18 protein-coding genes and 1 riboswitch are annotated in these 16,934 nt (G+C 44.2%); of the genes, 9 read left to right on the top strand and 9 right to left on the bottom strand.

Annotated features, from left to right (window positions below):
• Positions 1-90 precede the first annotated feature (90 nt).
• Positions 91-1,542, top strand: a complete 1,452-nt coding sequence (locus ACFPRA_RS23960) for an amidase family protein (RefSeq protein WP_381440393.1) — start codon at positions 91-93, stop codon at positions 1,540-1,542.
• A gap of 316 nt (positions 1,543-1,858) precedes the next feature.
• The gene (locus ACFPRA_RS23955) at positions 1,859-3,001 is read left to right on the top strand and encodes a DEAD/DEAH box helicase (RefSeq protein WP_381440772.1); all 1,143 of its coding nucleotides are present in this window, start codon (positions 1,859-1,861) and stop codon (positions 2,999-3,001) included.
• A gap of 136 nt (positions 3,002-3,137) precedes the next feature.
• Here ACFPRA_RS23955 and map read toward each other — a convergent pair whose 3' ends face one another.
• From map to ACFPRA_RS23940, 3 genes are all read right to left on the bottom strand, one after another.
• A complete protein-coding gene (map, locus tag ACFPRA_RS23950; protein WP_381440391.1) occupies positions 3,138-3,884 on the bottom strand; it encodes a type I methionyl aminopeptidase in 747 nt (248 codons plus the stop codon).
• Positions 3,885-3,990: 106 nt separating this feature from the next.
• Positions 3,991-4,107, bottom strand: coding sequence for a hypothetical protein (locus tag ACFPRA_RS23945; RefSeq protein ID WP_381440388.1), 117 nt, complete (start codon positions 4,105-4,107; stop codon positions 3,991-3,993).
• Between the two features lie 64 nt (positions 4,108-4,171).
• On the bottom strand, positions 4,172-4,519 hold the full coding sequence (locus tag ACFPRA_RS23940) for a magnetosome magnetite crystal formation protein family (RefSeq protein WP_381440386.1): 348 nt from the start codon (positions 4,517-4,519) through the stop codon (positions 4,172-4,174).
• A gap of 103 nt (positions 4,520-4,622) precedes the next feature.
• Positions 4,623-4,724: riboswitch (TPP riboswitch) on the top strand.
• 106 nt (positions 4,725-4,830) lie between these two features.
• Here ACFPRA_RS23940 and thiT point away from each other — a divergent pair.
• Positions 4,831-5,388 (top strand): energy-coupled thiamine transporter ThiT, encoded by a 558-nt coding sequence (gene thiT, locus ACFPRA_RS23935; protein ID WP_381440383.1) that lies wholly within the window; start codon positions 4,831-4,833, stop codon positions 5,386-5,388.
• Between the two features lie 35 nt (positions 5,389-5,423).
• Here thiT and ACFPRA_RS23930 read toward each other — a convergent pair whose 3' ends face one another.
• Positions 5,424-6,158, bottom strand: coding sequence for a tryptophan-rich sensory protein (locus ACFPRA_RS23930; RefSeq protein WP_381440381.1), 735 nt, complete (start codon positions 6,156-6,158; stop codon positions 5,424-5,426).
• Between the two features lie 142 nt (positions 6,159-6,300).
• Between ACFPRA_RS23930 and ACFPRA_RS23925 the strand changes: the two genes are divergently transcribed.
• Both ACFPRA_RS23925 and ACFPRA_RS23920 read left to right on the top strand, forming a co-directional pair.
• Positions 6,301-6,456, top strand: a complete 156-nt coding sequence (locus ACFPRA_RS23925) for a hypothetical protein (RefSeq protein WP_381440379.1) — start codon at positions 6,301-6,303, stop codon at positions 6,454-6,456.
• Positions 6,457-6,487: 31 nt separating this feature from the next.
• A complete protein-coding gene (locus ACFPRA_RS23920) occupies positions 6,488-7,033 on the top strand; it encodes a GNAT family N-acetyltransferase (RefSeq protein WP_381440376.1) in 546 nt (181 codons plus the stop codon).
• Positions 7,034-7,251: 218 nt separating this feature from the next.
• Here the strand turns inward: ACFPRA_RS23920 and ACFPRA_RS23915 are convergent, their stop codons facing one another.
• Together ACFPRA_RS23915 and ACFPRA_RS23910 are read right to left on the bottom strand one after the other, a co-directional pair.
• Complete coding sequence (locus tag ACFPRA_RS23915; RefSeq protein ID WP_381440374.1) at positions 7,252-7,830, bottom strand: beta-class carbonic anhydrase; 579 nt, start codon at positions 7,828-7,830, stop codon at positions 7,252-7,254.
• A gap of 331 nt (positions 7,831-8,161) precedes the next feature.
• Positions 8,162-9,394, bottom strand: coding sequence for an aminopeptidase (locus ACFPRA_RS23910; RefSeq protein WP_381440371.1), 1,233 nt, complete (start codon positions 9,392-9,394; stop codon positions 8,162-8,164).
• Between the two features lie 184 nt (positions 9,395-9,578).
• Here ACFPRA_RS23910 and motA point away from each other — a divergent pair, with 184 nt between their 5' ends.
• Both motA and motB read left to right on the top strand, forming a co-directional pair.
• Complete coding sequence (gene motA / locus ACFPRA_RS23905) at positions 9,579-10,394, top strand: flagellar motor stator protein MotA (protein ID WP_239391849.1); 816 nt, start codon at positions 9,579-9,581, stop codon at positions 10,392-10,394.
• Positions 10,378-11,136, top strand: coding sequence for a flagellar motor protein MotB (gene motB / locus ACFPRA_RS23900; RefSeq protein WP_381440368.1), 759 nt, complete (start codon positions 10,378-10,380; stop codon positions 11,134-11,136). The genes motA and motB overlap by 17 nt, the downstream gene beginning before the upstream one ends.
• 73 nt (positions 11,137-11,209) lie before the next feature.
• Here the strand turns inward: motB and ACFPRA_RS23895 are convergent, their stop codons facing one another.
• Both ACFPRA_RS23895 and ACFPRA_RS23890 read right to left on the bottom strand, forming a co-directional pair.
• On the bottom strand, positions 11,210-11,431 hold the full coding sequence (locus ACFPRA_RS23895; protein ID WP_381440366.1) for a DUF1128 domain-containing protein: 222 nt from the start codon (positions 11,429-11,431) through the stop codon (positions 11,210-11,212).
• Positions 11,432-11,753: 322 nt separating this feature from the next.
• Positions 11,754-13,145, bottom strand: coding sequence for an alanine/glycine:cation symporter family protein (locus tag ACFPRA_RS23890; protein ID WP_381440364.1), 1,392 nt, complete (start codon positions 13,143-13,145; stop codon positions 11,754-11,756).
• 230 nt (positions 13,146-13,375) lie between these two features.
• Here ACFPRA_RS23890 and ACFPRA_RS23885 point away from each other — a divergent pair, with 230 nt between their 5' ends.
• Together ACFPRA_RS23885 and ACFPRA_RS23880 are read left to right on the top strand one after the other, a co-directional pair.
• Positions 13,376-13,756: a YtxH domain-containing protein gene (locus ACFPRA_RS23885; protein ID WP_381440362.1), complete on the top strand. Its 381-nt coding sequence runs from the start codon at positions 13,376-13,378 to the stop codon at positions 13,754-13,756.
• Positions 13,757-13,869: 113 nt separating this feature from the next.
• Positions 13,870-14,787, top strand: a complete 918-nt coding sequence (locus ACFPRA_RS23880) for a YihY/virulence factor BrkB family protein (RefSeq protein WP_381440770.1) — start codon at positions 13,870-13,872, stop codon at positions 14,785-14,787.
• 27 nt (positions 14,788-14,814) lie between these two features.
• Here the strand turns inward: ACFPRA_RS23880 and ACFPRA_RS23875 are convergent, their stop codons facing one another.
• The gene (locus tag ACFPRA_RS23875) at positions 14,815-16,719 is read right to left on the bottom strand and encodes a heavy metal translocating P-type ATPase (protein WP_381440360.1); all 1,905 of its coding nucleotides are present in this window, start codon (positions 16,717-16,719) and stop codon (positions 14,815-14,817) included.
• Positions 16,720-16,934 lie beyond the last annotated feature (215 nt).

Raw genomic sequence — 16,934 nt, 5'->3', positions numbered from 1 at the left:
GGTGTGGGATAAGCCCTTCACCGGTATTTTTGGTCTTATTGGAAGAAAATGAGGTACACTAACAGAGAGAATAATGGCGGGGGGATGGCAATGCTGGATGAGAGGTTGAAGCGATTACGGGAAGAGTGGTTAGACGAAGCAACCATTCTCGATATGCAAAATAAAATGGAAACGGGTGAGTTGACAGCGGAGGAATTAGTATCCATGTATTTGGCAACGATTTCTGAACGCAATCCAAACGTCAACGCCATACTGGAACTGAATCCGCAAGCCTTGCAAATTGCCAAGGCGCTCGATGTGGAACGTCGTGAACAAGGCATCCGGTCGTTTTTACATGGCATCCCGATTTTATTAAAAGATAATATGGGCACGGCAGATCAAATGCATACGAGCTGTGGCTCACTTGCGTTAAAGGATTTTTATGCCGAGGAAGATGCTTTTCTCGTTAAGAAATTACGTGCAGCAGGTGCCATTATTTTGGGGAAAACGAATATGACGGAATGGGCGAACTTCATGTCTGAACATATGACCAATGGCTGGAGTTCTAGAGGTGGACAAGTGAATCATCCGTATGGCTTGTTCGATGTCGGGGGATCGAGCTCCGGCGCGGGTGTGGCGGTGGCGATGAATATGGCTGCGCTGGCAATCGGCACGGAAACAACGGGTTCCATTTTAAATCCATCCGCCCAGAACTCCATCGTCGGCATCAAACCGACTGTCGGGACGATTAGCCGTTCGGGGATCATTCCCCTTTCATATACACAAGATACAGCGGGACCGATGGCGCGTACGGTGGAAGATGCCGCCCTGACATTTGGCATGCTGATCGGTTATGACAGTGCTGATCCGGTGACGGAAGTGGCATCCGAGTTGGAGGATATCGATTGGCTGGCAACGCTTGACAAACATGCCTTGAAAGGAGCTCGACTCGGCGTCTCCCGATCGATATTTGAAAAGGAGGCATCGACGGAACGAATTGAGCTTTTCAATAAGGCGCTTGAACAATTACAAGAGGTTGGTGCGATCATTGTAGATCCAATCGATCTTGGTGTGATGGAAAATGATCTTGGTTATAGTGTCTTGCTTTATGAGTTTAAATCGGCGTTAAATGCCTATTTAGGGAAAACACCGATGACCAATCCGATCCGTACGTTGTCCGATGTCATTGCGTTTAACAATGCCCTTCCGGAAGAAACGTTGAAATATGGCCAAGTCATGTTGGAAAGAGTGAACAGGATAAGCGGAAACTTGACGGAACGAGCTTATATCGAAGCGCTATTGCGGAACCGCTATTTAGCCGGCACTATCGCTCTCGGCGAAGCCTTGGACAAGCATGACGTAAGCGCCCTCGTGTTTCCCCAAGACCATGGCTGCAGCTTTGGCGCAGCGGCAGGGTACCCCTCCATCACCGTACCTGCTGCCTATTCTAAAGCCGGCGAACCATTCGGCATCACGTTCTCAGGAAAAGCATTCACAGAGCCACAGTTAATCGGCTATGCCTACGCATTCGAACAACACGTTAAAGCAAGAAAGAAACCTTGAATTTTACGCGCGCGAGGGGATTCATAATCTCTCGCGCTCAAAGTGCTTTCCAAGTAATCAAAGCCAGTCGCTCGCGCTCAAAGTGTGTTTTAAGTGCTCAAAGCCAGCCCCTCGCGCTCAAAGCGTTATCCAAGTGATCAAAGGCTGCCCCTCGCGCTCAAAGTGTGATTCAAGTGCTCAAAGGCTGCCCTCCGCGCTCAAAGCAACCCCCAAGCGCTCAACCCCTAATCCAATTTGATTCAGTTTAGTCTGAAATGACGTGTAAAGAAGCGGCTTGTGCTAAAATAGAGGCAACTGAGTGAAAGTGGGGATGACAATGTCCTTTGTGGAAAAGATGGACGATGTATTCAAAAATAAATGGAAATTCGAGCAGGAGATGCCGATTCAATCGAAGATGATTCCGGAAATGTTGGCTGGAAAAGATATTGTTGCGGAATCGCCGACTGGTTCTGGGAAGACTTTAGCTTATGTTTTGCCGATTTTACAATTGGTTGATGGGGATAAAATGCAGACGCAAGCGCTCATTATGACGCCTTCTCAAGAGCTTTCTATGCAGATCGTCAATGTGATTCGTGAGTGGGTGGAAGGAACGTCCATCACCGTGACGCAATTGATCGGCGGCGCTAATATGCAACGGCAAATCGAACGGTTGAAAAAGAAGCCGACCATTGTTGTTGGGACTCCTGGGAGACTTGCCGAGCTAGTGAAGTCGAAGAAATTAAAAATGCATGATATCCGACAGGTTGTACTGGATGAGGGCGATCAGCTCTTGTCACGCGAGCATCGAGTCATCGTCAAAAATTTGATAGAGGCAGCGAATCCAGACAGACAAGTGACGGTCGTTTCCGCTACCATCACGGATGAGATTGAAATTGTTGCGAAAAGATTGATGATTGATCCGATTCGCATTCAGGTGACGCAGGACGAGTTACCGAAATCCGGGAAAGTGATCCACTCTTATGTGAAGACAGAGGTACGGGATAAAACAGATCTTCTACGGGGTCTTTCACATTTGGAGGGGATTCGCGCATTAGCATTCATCAATAACGTCGATCAGCTTCGCATGAAGGAAATGAAATTGCAGTATAACGAAGCGCCGGTAGCCGTTCTTTATTCGGACATGAAGAAGTTTGAGCGTCAACAGACGTTGGAAGCCTTCCGCAAAGGGGAGTCCCGAATTCTGATTGCTACCGATTTAGCGGCTCGTGGCCTCGATATCGAAGGGTTGACGCATGTCATTCATGTGGACGTGCCTCATACAATCGAACAGTATTTACACCGTTCAGGAAGAACTGGACGAGCGGGGAATGACGGTGAAGTGCTCACTTTATTGTCCTATGCAGAAGAACGCGATTACCGCAAGCTGACAAAGGGCATGAAACCGATCCAAAAAATGTGGTATAAGGGCAAGCTAATGGAAGGAAACTCAAAAACGGTCGGAAAAAATAAGAAAAAATAAGAAAAAGACTATCCTGGAATCCAAATGCTTCGGATTTCCTGGGTAGTCTTTTTTATAGGTGTAAGGTCATGAATCGCCAATAAAGTATCAACGAACGCCAATAACTCATTCAAGAAAGATGATTCTTACCGAGCGATTAGATTTCCGTCAAGATGATCGGTTGGCCTTTTGTCACGATAATGGTATGTTCTATCTGTGCAACATGGGAATTATCCGGGGTGATAAATGTCCAACCGTCGCCGGATTCGATGATATGCTCTGCTTTTTCAGAGATGAACGGCTCAACAGCAAGGACCATCCCTTCTTTTAACAGCGTTTTGTCCCAAGCATCATAATAATTTAAAATATGCTGGGGCTCTTCGTGTAAAGAGGTCCCAATTCCGTGGCCCGTTAAGTTTTTAATGACCGCGAGTCCGTGGCTTTTCGCTTCACGTTCGACCGCTTTTCCGATTTGGTTCAAGCTGGATCCGGCTTTCACTTTAGTCATGGCGCGATCAAATGCGCTTTTCGCGACATCGCATAATTGCTGTTTTTTAGGGTCTGGTGTGCCAACGACGAACGAAATGCCTGTATCGGCAAAATAACCGCCGTGTGAACCGGAGACGTCAATGTTCACGAGATCGCCGTCTTTGATGACACGGGAGCCCGGGATACCGTGTGCTACTTCATTGTTAACGCTAATGCATGTATAGCCTGGAAAATCGTATTGATCGATAGGAGCGGAAACGGCATCTTTCTCCTCAAAAAGCCGTCCGGCAAGTTCATCGATTTCTTTCGTTGTAATTCCAGGGACTGTTGCCTCTTTCAAAGCTTCCCGAATTTCCGCAACAATTTTACCGATCTTTTTTAAAGCTTGGATTTCCTGCTCAGTTTTTGCAATCATAAATGCACAAATCCTTTCTTCCGTTCATTCTTTTTCATACCATACTATATCATAATGAAGGCAAAAAAAAGCCTGCAAACATTTTAGCGCGTTTGCAGGTTTTTTGTCATTTTCGGGAAACTGTCTTTTTGCTTACTTTTTTTTCCTCCATCACTTTCCGGACAATCGGATAAACGATAGGTGCTAATTTAATGGCTGTTTTCACTACTTTACCCAATTTCATTGTATTCCTCTCCTAAGACAAGCATTTATTGATTTTTTTCCCTGTAAGTTTCGGTAGTAAACATTCATTTTACTAGTTTGACACCTTGAATGATATTCCAAACAACGATGACTAGAAAAAGAAGGCCATAGATGAGCGTAAATAGAACGGGCGCCCATTGCCAAAAATTGAATCGGTTATTGTGCAGAAGCAATTCATCCATAGGGGATGACATCGATAACATGGAAAAGGTATAGATGATGAAACCGGCGATGAGCAGGATGACAGGAACGAGATGAGACACGAGCGAACGTTTTGCATGGTGTTTCACTTCGCGATCGTCGGTAATGAAGTACACAATCCCAGGAAGTAAAAAAGGGGCAAAAAAGACACTGAAATAACATAAGGCCGCTAATAGTTTATGGTTCGTCATCATAATCCCTCCAGTTGGCACTGACGCTATCGGAAACTAAACGTCTACTATTCATCTTGATTATATAGAGGCAGTCTTATACAATGGGACTGTAATTGAATAATGGAACCACAAGGGGTGCCTAGTTGGCTGAGATTGGACGGGATGTCCTGACCCTTAGAACCTGTAAGATCATTCTTGCGTAGGGATGTGGATGGAAACAGACATAATCGATGTCCCGTTCTATCCGGGAGATCGTTTTTTATTGTCTGGAAGTCCGGGAACGCGCTTATCTTCTATCGCATCCCCGCTAATAGTGGGGAGGAATTTATATGGAACGTCAAAAACTTCAGCTATTACTTGAAGTGGCGATTTTAGGTGCAGTGTCATTTGTGCTTGATAAAATCGGCTTTTCGTTGCCGCAGGGAGGATCGATTACGCTGTCGATGCTACCGATTATCGTCATGGCATTTCGCTGGGGGATGGTTGGTGGAATGTTGACAGGGTTTGTAAGCGGCCTGTTACAGTTGGCAATGGGCGGCTATGTATTCAATGCGATCCAAGCGGCCCTTGATTATTTTGTTGCCTATACGCTAGTTGGTGTTGCGGCTGTTACACTCGGTTGGCTGCTGTATAGTAAGAAAACAGGACAAAAGGGCTCAATGGTAACTGCAATCGTTATCGGTACAGTGATTGGTGGGGCACTTCGTTATTTAATCCATTTTATTGGCGGAATTGTGTTCTTCGGATCCTACGCTCCAGAAGGGCAACCTGTATGGATTTATTCACTTGTGTATAACGGAAGTTATATGGTTCCTTCCATTATTTTATCAGCTGTTGTCGCCTCAATATTGTTTACATCGGCCCCACGTCTGTTGGATCGTAAATGAAAAAACGCCGTTCTCCTCGGAGGAACGGCGTTTTTTTATAGATGCTTGTTTTTCGCTTTTCTTATGAGGAAGCAACCGGTTCCGATCACAGCTGTCAGGAAAAGGGCGGCGGATGAAACAAATAACTCATTTATTCCATTTTTTACAGCAATACCAATAAATGTCCACATGAAAACAAGGTTCAAGGCGATATCTGCATGATGGTAAAGGAAGTGGAGTGCAATAGCGGTTGCGAATGTCAAATAAAGGACTGTCCACAACGGATCGCTTAAGCCCCAGCCAGACCATTCATGCAAAGTGAGGACATAGCTGATGTTCGCAATCGTAGCCACAAAAATCCATCCTAGGTAGACGGCGATCGGTAATCTTCCCAAAAATTGTTGATCTTTTTTCGGATACGTAAAGTAAAGCGCAAGAAGTGTTAGCAGAAGACTTATCATGATGATAATTGTCCAATCGAAATAGCGGAAATGCCATAATAGAATCCAAGCGATATTGAACAGGCAACTGATGCTGAATAATATCCCTCTAAGATTGAGGACCACTCGATTGGTATCGTTGCGGTTTCGATTAGAACCAAATAACCAGCAGGCGAGTAATACGTAAATCACAGCCCAAATGATAAAGACATATCCAGCAGGGATGAAAAGGACTGGTAATTGGTTAGCGATTTCACCGGTGGTTTTACCGTTGAGTGGCAGTATATTTGCTACTGCATTCATAAGTACGACTGCAATGAGAGAAAGGGTCATGATGATCATTCTAAACATATTCAAATCCTCCTATTGAATAGTATACAGAGGAAAGATGAGGAAGGCGAAAGAAAATATGAAGTTTCCGTCACAATTGCAATATTTCGTCTGTAGAATATTCATGCTATACTGGATACATGTTTTTGGAAAATTTGGAACTATGAAAAGGAGAGTGCCAAAAGGGATGTGCAGCACATTTAAAATGCTTAGGCAAAGAGTATTTCTTGCATGGCTGATCAGTTGGCACGAAGATGCGGAAGATTTTACTTGGATGGACATCGCAGGATATGATGGAATGGTAATCGGGAAGCTGTGAGAATTTATTGCGCAAAAAGGGTGAATGGACATTGATTTTGCTTGAAGGACAAACATGTTATTTACGCATCTTAACAGAAGATGATGCGACAATCTTTACGGAAATGCTAATTGCTAATAAAGAATATTGGTCTATTTTCGAACCGCGACACGAAAATAGTTATTTCACCGTAGCCGTTCAAAGGGAAAAAATCAGGGAATCGCTCTATCAAATGAGGGATCGGCGGGAATATAATTTTGGTGTTTTTGATTCCGCCACAAGCCGGCTAATCGGACATATTTCACTTTACAGCATTAAAAGATTGCCTTTTTCGAGTGGATTTATCGGGTATTCGATTGACGAACGGGAAATAGGAAGGGGACTGGCGACAGAAGTGGTTCGCCTCGTTACGAAGTTCGCGATTGAAAAAGTGTCCTTACATAGAGTAGAGGCCTATGTCTCACCGCGCAATACGGGATCGGTAAAAGTGCTGGAGAAAGCCGGTTATACTCAAGAAGGATTATTGCGGAAATTATTGTACATCAATGGTGTGTGGGAAGATCATTATCTCTACACCATGTTGGAGGATGAATATTGAAAGGGTAAGGCCGCATGGCGGAAACTCACTGCAAAAATAAGAAGCCGGTTCCTATGAAAGGAGAATAGGCTTCTGTCTAGACTTCGGGCGCCAGACGCTCGAGTCGCTTCAGACTTGCTGATAAAGGCAAAGAACGCCTTTATCTTCAAGTCTTCCAGCGCTTGTCGCATCTAAGCGGCGCCCTACGCTTTTCGTTTGTCTATTTCCCGGGAAATATGTCATTGCATTATTTCCTCATTTACATAGCCATCGACAATGACATCCAGTTTTCCAGTATCCGGGTGTACGACCAGACCATGAATCGGTACGTTTTGATCCATTAACGGGTGATTTCGAACTGCATCGACACTCGCTTTGACACTTTTTGTGACATCGTTAAAACCATGAAGCCATTGTCTCATATCTACTCCGGAATATTTTAGCGTTTTAAACAGGCTCTTATCAATTCCGCGCTCCACCATTTTTCCAATGATCGACTCCGTGTCGATTGAACTCATCCCACAATCGTGATGGCCGACAATATATACCTCGTCAGCTTGGAGTTCATAAATTGCGATAAGGATACTTCTCATGATCCCGCCGAAAGGATGCGTCACAACTGCTCCGGCACTTTTAATAATTTTGGCATCCCCATTTTTCAAATTCATCGCTTTAGGCAATAACTCGGTCAATCTCGTATCCATACACGTTATGATGACGATACGCTTATTAGGAAATTTGGTTGTCGCATATTGTTCATACTCTTTTTCGTGTACAAAGTTTTCATTGAACGTAAGAATTTCAGATAAGATTGTCATAGACTCTCTCCTGTCATCAAATAATTTCCACTTATCATACAGGAAAATAAGGAAAAAGAAAAGAGTTGCCAGTCGGCAACTCTTAGAACTTATTCTCTGGTTTTGGATCAATTCTTACCGAGTCGGCAGTAGGAAGAGCTTTTGCTAGGTAATGCATGATAAATCCGCCTACCAAACCAAGGCAAACTGTATATCCAATGACTGTCGAAAACATTAAGCCCATGTTTAAGACCCCTCTCTCCAATGGTTGTTTGACACTGTCTCTATTATACAGCATCCCATCTCATTATTTAAGAGGAACTTGAAATGTTTTTATCAAATGTGACATATCTTAGAATGCCCAGTTGCCATTACGGAAGATTGGTTCTGTAGAACCGTCATCCAGTATACCGTCAATATCCATTTCGGCGGAACCGATCATGAAGTCGACATGTGTAATACTTTGATTGAGCCCACGTTGTTCCAATTCCTCACGAGACATCGTTTTCCCGCCTTCGATGCAAAATGCATAAGCACTCCCAAGAGCAAGATGATTGGAGGCGTTTTCGTCAAAAAGCGTATTGTAGAACAGTAGTCCTGATTGGGAAATCGGTGACGTATGTGGTACGAGCGCGACTTCGCCTAAATATTTTGCCCCTTCATCCGTATCAATCAACTGTTTCAACACTTCTTCCCCTTGTTCGGCAGATACATCAATGACACGTCCTTCTTGGAAGGTAATTGTAAAGTGATCGATGATATTCCCGCCGTAGCTTAACGGTTTCGTGCTGGAGACGACTCCATCGACACCTGTTTTCAAAGGTACGGTAAACACTTCTTCGGTTGGCATATTCGCCATAAATGCATGTCCTTTTTCGTTGACACTCCCCGCACCACACCATAAGTGCCCTTCGGGTAATTCAATCGTAAGATCGGTACCAGGAGCCGTGTAATGGAGTTTGCGATAACGTTTTTGATTTAAATAATCGACTTTTTCATGCAAACGGTTGTCATGCTCAATCCATTCTTGTACAGGGTTTTCCTGATCTGCACGGACCGATTGGAAAATGGCGTTCCAAAGAGCCGGTATACGCTCTTCAACTGGAAGTTCAGGGAACACTTTCGCGGCCCATGCTTCAGATGGAGCGGCAATGACAGTCCAGCTGATTTTATCGGATTGAACATATTGGCGATATTTATCAAGCGCTTGGCCGGATGCTTTTTGGAAGTCGCTAATCCGTGACGACTCCACTCCTTTTAACAGGTCGGGACTTTGAGAAATAATGCTCATGAAAGCCGCACCTTTTTCCGCCAGCTGTTCACGCTCCATCACTTTCCATTCTGGAAATTCGGCAAATGAATCCGATGGGGCTTTTTCATAGCGGATCCGGGTTACGGCATCATCGTTCCAATCGACAAATACTTGACGTGCACCGGCATCATACGCTTTTTCCACAACGAGACGGACAAACTCCGTCGTTTCAGTAGATGCGCTGATATAAAGGTATTGGTTCGGTTGAATATTCACCCCGACTTGTACTGCAAGGTCTGCATAATGAGCCAATTGTTGTTCGAAAGTGGACATAAAGCATTGCTCCTTTCCTAATCCTCTTCATAGTAACAATTTAAGCTCCATGGGTGCAATGTAGAACCGATTAGGGATATGCCTAATTTGAAAAATAACAGCAGTTTATTCAGATGGAGCATCTAAAGAATTTGAGATAAATGCCGAAATAAGAAGAAGTATGGAATATTTGGAGGTTCAACCTATGGATTTATCAACAGTGTTCGGGCTTGTTCTTGGGTTTGTCGCTCTTTTTGTAGGAATGGCCATGAAGGGAGTCACACCAGATAACCTGTTAAACTTTGCAGCGATTCTGATTATCATTGTTGGGACAGTTGCAGCTGTCGTCATCGCTTTTCCAATGAGTGAGTTAAAGCGTGTCCCAAAACTTTTTGGCGTTTTATTTAAAGAGCAGAAACTGGCGGCTGATTCCGACATTATCCGCATGTTTTCCAATTGGGCGGATATTGCAAGACGTGAAGGGCTATTGTCACTGGAAGCAAAGGCGGATGAAATCGAAGACCCATTTTTGAAAAATGGGCTTGGTTTAGCAATTGATGGGCAAAATGCTGATTATATTCGAGATGTTTTAACAGAGGAAGTAGAAGCGATGGAAGAGCGACACTCGGCTGGATCACAGATTTTTTCACAAGCTGGTACGTATGCTCCGACATTGGGCGTTCTCGGTGCGGTCGTTGGTCTCGTTGCAGCCCTCAAGGACATGAATGATATCAATGCTTTAGGAACAGCAATTTCCGCAGCATTCATTGCGACACTCCTTGGGATTTTTACGGGATATGTACTATGGCATCCTTTTGCTAATAAATTGAAACGGAAATCCAATGAGGAAGTCAGACAGAAAAAAATGATGATTGAAGGAATTCTTTCCGTCTTGGAAGGGGAAGCACCACGAGTGATTGAACAGAAACTGTCATCCTATCTATCTGTAGAAGAACGACGAAAACTAGCCGTTAAAAACAGGGATGATAAGGAGGCGGGACAGCTTGCCGAAGAGACGTAAGCGGAAAAAAGAAGAACATGAAGTGAATGAATCTTGGCTGTTACCGTATGCAGACCTCCTTACTTTGTTGTTGGCGGTGTTCATTGTACTGTTTGCATCAAGTTCACTTGACGAGGCGAAATTCAGTCAGATATCGTCTGTCTTCAGTGAAATTTTCGATGGGGGACACGGCATCATGGACAACTCGTCCCCTACTGCTGTTCCGGTACCAAAAGATTCGGTTGGAACGGAGAGTGAAAACTCATCGTTTTTAGAAGACCGTCGCTCACTTGGTGAAATCCAAGATCGGGTGGATGAATATATAGCGGTGCATGAGTTGGAAAATCAGTTCGAAACGAAGCTGACGGATGAAGGATTGCTCATTACGATTCGGGACAGCATTCTTTTCAATACAGGAAGCGCAGAAATCGCTCCTCAATATGAAGGGTTTGCATCAGATATTGCTGAACTGTTAAAATTTGATCCGCCACGTCAAGTTGTGGTGACGGGCCATACGGATAATATTCCAATTCACACCGCCCAATTTGCTTCCAATTGGGAGCTGAGCGTCAAACGAGCTGTGAACTTTTTAACGATCCTTGTCGACAACGAAGGGATCGATCCGTTATTGTTCAGTGCGAAAGGATATGGTGAATTCCAGCCGATTGCATCGAATGATACAGCAGAAGGCCGAAGTAAAAACCGGCGGGTAGAAGTGTTGGTCCAACCGCTTGTACTGGAAGACGGCAGAGCATTCGAATGAAATCGATTTTAGGCAAATAAAAAGATTCACGGGAATTGATCCCGTGAATCTTTTTATTTGGATACTGGCGCCGTTAATTTCTGAGTGAGCCGAGTTCGGCGACGATCGCTTGCATTTCATTCGGTGTGATTGTTTCACGTTTCATCACCATATTGTACATATAGTGCAGGTCTTCGTATTGCGATGTATTGAAATTTTCTGCTTTCAATGCGTCTACGTTGACCATGCGGAGTTTTTCTTTAATCTGCTCAATCATGTAGGTGACATTTTCCGGTGTAGGGGTTGATAGATCCATGAGTCTTATCCGCCTTTCGTTAGCTTCGGACTTTATCCCGCATTAACGGGCAGTAAGACTCCCACCTCAAGACTTAAGTAAAACGATAAGGATAGGTGGGAGATCAACTGCCAATCGAACAGCGAAGGGTTCGATTTGCCGTATTTCTGCGCTCTTTGCAGAAATTAAGGCACTTACAGGACGCCACGAACTTAAGTTGCCTTCCTTCAGCAAATAGTTTGGACATCCGTTAAAAGAAGATAAAAGCCCGATTGGTTCAACTAACAATCAGAGGGGGGATGGGAAAAACCCCCACTGATTGAAGTTTCACTTTATCATTTCATTAATCTAGCTTACTGTCAACCGGATCTGCAAGTTTCCCGGCTTTGGCGGCTGCCTTTTCCTCATCGATTTTCTTTTGGAATCGCTTCGTTTCATAGACGATGACACCGGATAGACCGAGAAGACCAATCAAGTTCGGAATGGCCATCAAACCATTCAACACGTCAGCAAGAGCCCAAACAACGTCGAGTGAAGCGATTGCACCGACGAAAATGAAACCGACGAAAATCACGCGATATCCAAGGACTGCGTTACGATTCGGGAACAAGTATTGGAAACATTTCTCACCGTAATAGCTCCATCCTAAAATTGTTGACGTGGCAAAGAAGATCAAACCGATGGCCACGACAATCGGACCCGCTGAACCAAGGAATGTTCCAAATGCTTCAGCGGTCAGTGCACCCGCGTCAATGTCTTTGTTATGCCATTGACCGGACATGACGATTGTCACGCCTGTAATCGAACAGATGATAAGTGTATCGAATAACACCTGGGTCATCGAGATCAATGCTTGACGTCCAGGCATATCCGTTCTGGCTGCTGCTGCAGCAATCGGAGCGGAACCAAGCCCTGCTTCATTGGAGAATAGACCACGAGCGACCCCGAAACGGATGGCAGCCCCGATTGCTCCGCCGACCGCCGCTTCTCCAGTGAAGGCGAATGTAAAGATTGTCTTAAAAGCTTCTGGAATTAGACCAATATTCGTGACCATTACGATAAGGCCGGCAATGAAATAGAATAAGGCCATGATCGGTACGAAGAAAGCCGTCACTCGACCGATTGATTTGATACCGCCTAGGATGACCAATGCACCGAAAATGACAAGTGCAATTCCCGTAATCCAGTGTGAAACACCAAATGTGTTATGGACGACATCGGCAACGGCTTTCGATTGTGTTCCATTTCCGATGCCGAACGCCGCAAAAGCACCGAAGATGGCGAACAGGACGCCGAGCCAACGTTGTTTCAAACCATGTTCAAGATAATACATCGGTCCGCCTGCCATTTGACCATTGGAGTCTTTGACGCGATATTTAACAGCGAGGATGGCTTCTCCATATTTTGTGGCCATTCCGAAGAAACCTGCCATCCACATCCAAAACACCGCCCCAGGTCCTCCCATGTAAACCGCCGTTGCAACCCCGACAATATTGCCTACCCCGACAGTGGCCGCCATTGCGGTCATCAGTGCTTGGAATTGTGAAATATCGCCATCCACTTTTTTGTCATGCTTTCGTGAAAAAACTTGTTTTAAAGAATACGGTAATAATCGTACTTGAATAAATGCAAGTCTAGCCGTTAAAAAAATACCAGTACCGACAAGAAGAACGAGAAGCGGCGGTCCCCAGATAACGCCACCTATTTTATCCAAAAAATTTGAAATCGCGTCCATTTCCCTTACCCCCTTTGTTAATATCAAGTCGCTTTGAATAGTAGATTAGTCTTATTTAGCGATGAGTCACCTCTTTCCTATTTCTCTAGTATATTTTTTGTTAATATTAATATTCCGAAAATTAATGCCCCGCGTCAAGTGTTATTTTATAAATTGGTTAGATTGTTTGCGTTCCCATTGTTGAGGGTATAATGGTAAATGCAAATTCGATATCATTTGGAGGTTTTAAAATGGGTGAAAACAAATTCGGAAAATATGTCCTTTTTGGAGCACTATTAGGTGCTGCAGTCAGTTTCTTTGATCGCCATACACGTGAACAAGTAAGCAGAAAATCCAATGCAATTTTATCGGAAATCGGTTTTTATTCCAAAAATCCGGATATTTTAAAATGGAAATTGAAAGAGAAGAAAGAAAAATATCAATCCGTTTATGATCAACTAACGGAAGACGTTACATACATTAAACAGCAAGTGGAGGAGTTAAAAACATTGACCCCTCAAGTGAAGGAGCTTGTTGTGAATACAAAGGATGCCTTTGTCGAATCCAAGGACGAATACAAATCGATCGTTAATGAGACCGCAGAACCACAGGACAGCGAAACAAAAAAGTAAATGGCTATGAAAGGAGTGAAGCGAATGTGAGAAATGATCGACCAACTCCAACATGGATAGATACGGAAGAAACATCCATCAATAAAAAGCGAGAAGATGAAAAAAAGGGGGTTTTGCACAATACCTCCATTACGAAATTTATCGACGATGTAAAGGATGGGGATTTGGAACAATTTGATGTGACGACGGTGCACGGTTTTGGAAAAGAACTGCTTGTCCGGATTAAGAAAGTCGATGTTACGGGGCTTGCCTCTCAACTCGCCTTCTTTTTCCTTTTGTCCTTATTCCCTCTACTAATCTTCATCATGACACTGTTACCATTTTTGAATTTAGATCAGGCGCAGATTTTTCTCTTCATACGCGATTATGCTCCTGAAAGTGTCGGGATCCTCATTGAAGAGACATTAGGGGAAGTGTTGGAGAATCGAAATGGAGGCTTATTATCCATCGGTGTCGTGGCGACAATCTGGTCCGCTTCCAAAGGGATGAATGCATTGACGAAAGCTTTGAACCGGTCTTATTTTACAGAAGAGACACGTTCTTTCGTAGTGGCACGGGGAATGTCAGTCGTCTTTACTATTATGCTGATTGCGGTGTTCATCGTTGCGCTCGTTTTACCGATATTCGGGCAGCAAATAGGGATTATTGCATTTTCAGCTTTTGGAATGGAAGATGATTTCCTAACTTTATGGAATAAATTGCGCTGGACGATACCGCCAATTTTAATTTTCTGCGTTTTTACAGTTATTTACTGGATTGTTCCCGATTTGAAAATCCGATTAAAAAGCGCACTGCCGGGAGCAGTGTTTGCGACAATCGGTTGGATTGTGACATCTCTTGGATTCTCATTTTATGTTAGTAGTTTTGCCAACTATTCAAAGACATATGGAAGTATTGGAACGATTATCGTTCTAATGATGTGGCTTTATTTTTCGGCGATTATCTTGATGCTTGGCGGCCAACTGAATGCGGTCATGACGGAAAGAGCCGAAGCAAAAAAAGCCAAACGAAGAAGCAATGCGGTCATGTAAATGACCGCATTGCTTTTTATTATACAGTTATTTAATCGGGTTCAGCATTCGTAAGCCGTTTAAGATGACGAGAATGGTGCTTCCTTCATGGCCGATGACGCCGAGTGGCAGATCGACGACTTGCATGAAGTTCGACAGGACGAGAATGATGATGACAGTGATGGAAAAGATGACATTCTGTTTGACGATCCGTTGCATTTTCCGTGATAGTTTAATCGCATAAGGGAGGCGGGATAGATCATTTTTCATGAGTACGATATCCGCTGTTTCGAGTGCGACATCTGTTCCTTCTCCCATAGCGATGCCGGATGTTGCAGTAGCAAGGGCGGGTGCATCATTGACACCATCCCCGACCATCCCGACTGTCCGTTTTGTGGCCAATAGGTGTTTTAATCGGTCTACTTTAGTTTTAGGTGTACATTCAGCCACATAGGCATCCAGTCCGGCTGCACCGGCGATGGCTGCGGCTGTTTTTTCGTTATCACCAGTCAGCATCATTGTCTGGATGTTTGCACGTTTCAATTGGCGGATGGTCTGTACCGCTTCGTCCCGCAATGTATCTTGTAGCGCGACTGCAGCTAAAATACCTTTTTCGTCCTTTAGGAAAATAACTGTTTTCCCGTCTTCTATCAGTTTGAAGGCTAAGCCGTTTTTAAAATGTTCTGCTTCCACTTGCCCGACAAAGCGAGGATTGCCGACGAGCCATTCGGCGTCAGTCGAAAATGCGCGGACTCCATAACCGGGTACGTCTTCGAGATGGCCTGTTGGTTTAACTGGAATCCCTTCGCCTTTTGCATATGTCACGATCGCTACAGCAAGCGGGTGATTCGAATGCGCTTCGATTCCTGCTAGTAAGGTCAATGTTTCGAGAGGATTCGCTTCGTCACGGACAAGGAAATCCGTGACGATCGGTTTGCCGTTTGTCAACGTTCCGGTTTTGTCGAAGGCGATCGCTTGGATGGAAGCCAGATGTTCAAGATGGACCCCGCCTTTAACTAAAATTCCATGTTTTGCCGCCTGGGAAATGGTCGCAAGTGTTGCAGGCATGATGGACGCGACGAGGGCACAAGGAGACGCGACAACAAGTAGCACGATGGCGCGATAGAGTGTCGTCGTCCAGTCCCAGCCGAACAAGTAATGGGGCAGAACCATCATAACAAGGACAGTAATGATGACAGCTTTGACATAAGTCCCTTCAAACTTTTCGATGAATTGCTGAGAAGGAGACTTTTCACTTTGTGCGCTTTGGACAAGTGTGATGATTTTTTGGAAAAGCGTTTCGGAGCTCGGTTTTGTCATTTCGATATGGATGACACCGTTTAAATTGACGGTACCTGCAAACAGCTCATCCCCTACACCTTTGGAAACAGGGATCGATTCGCCGTTAATGGCGGACATGTCTATAGTAGAGTGGCCATAAATGATTTGTCCGTCGACCGGTATTCTTTCTCCCGGTCTCACAAGAAGACGTGAACCGACCGGTAAAGAAGCTGTGGGCACTTTGGTTTCCGTCCCATCTTCATGGATCAGCCAAGCTTCTTCAGGCTGTAATTCCATAAGGGAAGAAATTTCCCGGTGGCTTTTATTGAGTGTGTACGTTTCAAGTGCACCACTGATTGCAAAAATGAAAATCAGAATCGCCCCTTCTGCCCAGTAACCGATGATGGCCGAACCGATGGCAGCAAAAATCATAAGCATTTCAACATTTAACTGCCTGTTATTAATCGTTTCCTCGATCCCCTCTTTCGCTTTGGCAAACCCGCCAATGAGGAAAGCGATGATATAAAGAGTGACTGTCAGTGTGCTATTTTCATCCCTTCCAATGAGCCATGCCGCAGCGATAAGGATACCGGAAAGAAGCGCAGCGCCCAATTCCAAATGTTTCCATCCCCAGAATTGAGTCATTGGTTGTTTTTCAGTAATAGTAGTCATAGAAGTACCTCCTAATTGAGAATTATTTTCATTCATTTATTATTACTTAAACAAATTTTCACATGCTTTATCTAGCTTTTACCCAATTTTTAATATTGATTACTTAATAATAATAATTATAATTTATAGTATATCAACTAGGAAAACAAAATGACACTAGTTTGCTTGAAAAAGTGTCGCGAGGATAGGAGAGGAATCATAGTGGCTTAATATGG

The sequence above is a fragment of the Sporosarcina soli genome, from assembly GCF_042655805.1.
Taxonomy (GTDB): Bacteria; Bacillota; Bacilli; order Bacillales_A; family Planococcaceae; genus Sporosarcina; species Sporosarcina soli.
The sequence above is the reverse complement of the archived record's forward strand: the minus strand, read 5'-3'. Positions and strand labels throughout refer to the sequence as shown.

What these genes read in the sequence shown, in the direction of transcription:
- ACFPRA_RS23960 (WP_381440393.1), top strand. Translation starts at nt 91, where the DNA reads ATGCTGGATGAGAGGTTGAAGCGATTACGGGAAGAGTGGTTAGACGAA.
- ACFPRA_RS23955 (WP_381440772.1), top strand. Translation starts at nt 1,859, where the DNA reads ATGTCCTTTGTGGAAAAGATGGACGATGTATTCAAAAATAAATGGAAA.
- map (WP_381440391.1), bottom strand. Translation starts at nt 3,884, where the DNA reads ATGATTGCAAAAACTGAGCAGGAAATCCAAGCTTTAAAAAAGATCGGT.
- ACFPRA_RS23945 (WP_381440388.1), bottom strand. Translation starts at nt 4,107, where the DNA reads ATGAAATTGGGTAAAGTAGTGAAAACAGCCATTAAATTAGCACCTATC.
- ACFPRA_RS23940 (WP_381440386.1), bottom strand. Translation starts at nt 4,519, where the DNA reads ATGACGAACCATAAACTATTAGCGGCCTTATGTTATTTCAGTGTCTTT.
- thiT (WP_381440383.1), top strand. Translation starts at nt 4,831, where the DNA reads ATGGAACGTCAAAAACTTCAGCTATTACTTGAAGTGGCGATTTTAGGT.
- ACFPRA_RS23930 (WP_381440381.1), bottom strand. Translation starts at nt 6,158, where the DNA reads ATGTTTAGAATGATCATCATGACCCTTTCTCTCATTGCAGTCGTACTT.
- ACFPRA_RS23925 (WP_381440379.1), top strand. Translation starts at nt 6,301, where the DNA reads ATGAAAAGGAGAGTGCCAAAAGGGATGTGCAGCACATTTAAAATGCTT.
- ACFPRA_RS23915 (WP_381440374.1), bottom strand. Translation starts at nt 7,830, where the DNA reads ATGACAATCTTATCTGAAATTCTTACGTTCAATGAAAACTTTGTACAC.
- ACFPRA_RS23910 (WP_381440371.1), bottom strand. Translation starts at nt 9,394, where the DNA reads ATGTCCACTTTCGAACAACAATTGGCTCATTATGCAGACCTTGCAGTA.
- motA (WP_239391849.1), top strand. Translation starts at nt 9,579, where the DNA reads ATGGATTTATCAACAGTGTTCGGGCTTGTTCTTGGGTTTGTCGCTCTT.
- ACFPRA_RS23895 (WP_381440366.1), bottom strand. Translation starts at nt 11,431, where the DNA reads ATGGATCTATCAACCCCTACACCGGAAAATGTCACCTACATGATTGAG.
- ACFPRA_RS23890 (WP_381440364.1), bottom strand. Translation starts at nt 13,145, where the DNA reads ATGGACGCGATTTCAAATTTTTTGGATAAAATAGGTGGCGTTATCTGG.
- ACFPRA_RS23885 (WP_381440362.1), top strand. Translation starts at nt 13,376, where the DNA reads ATGGGTGAAAACAAATTCGGAAAATATGTCCTTTTTGGAGCACTATTA.
- ACFPRA_RS23875 (WP_381440360.1), bottom strand. Translation starts at nt 16,719, where the DNA reads ATGACTACTATTACTGAAAAACAACCAATGACTCAATTCTGGGGATGG.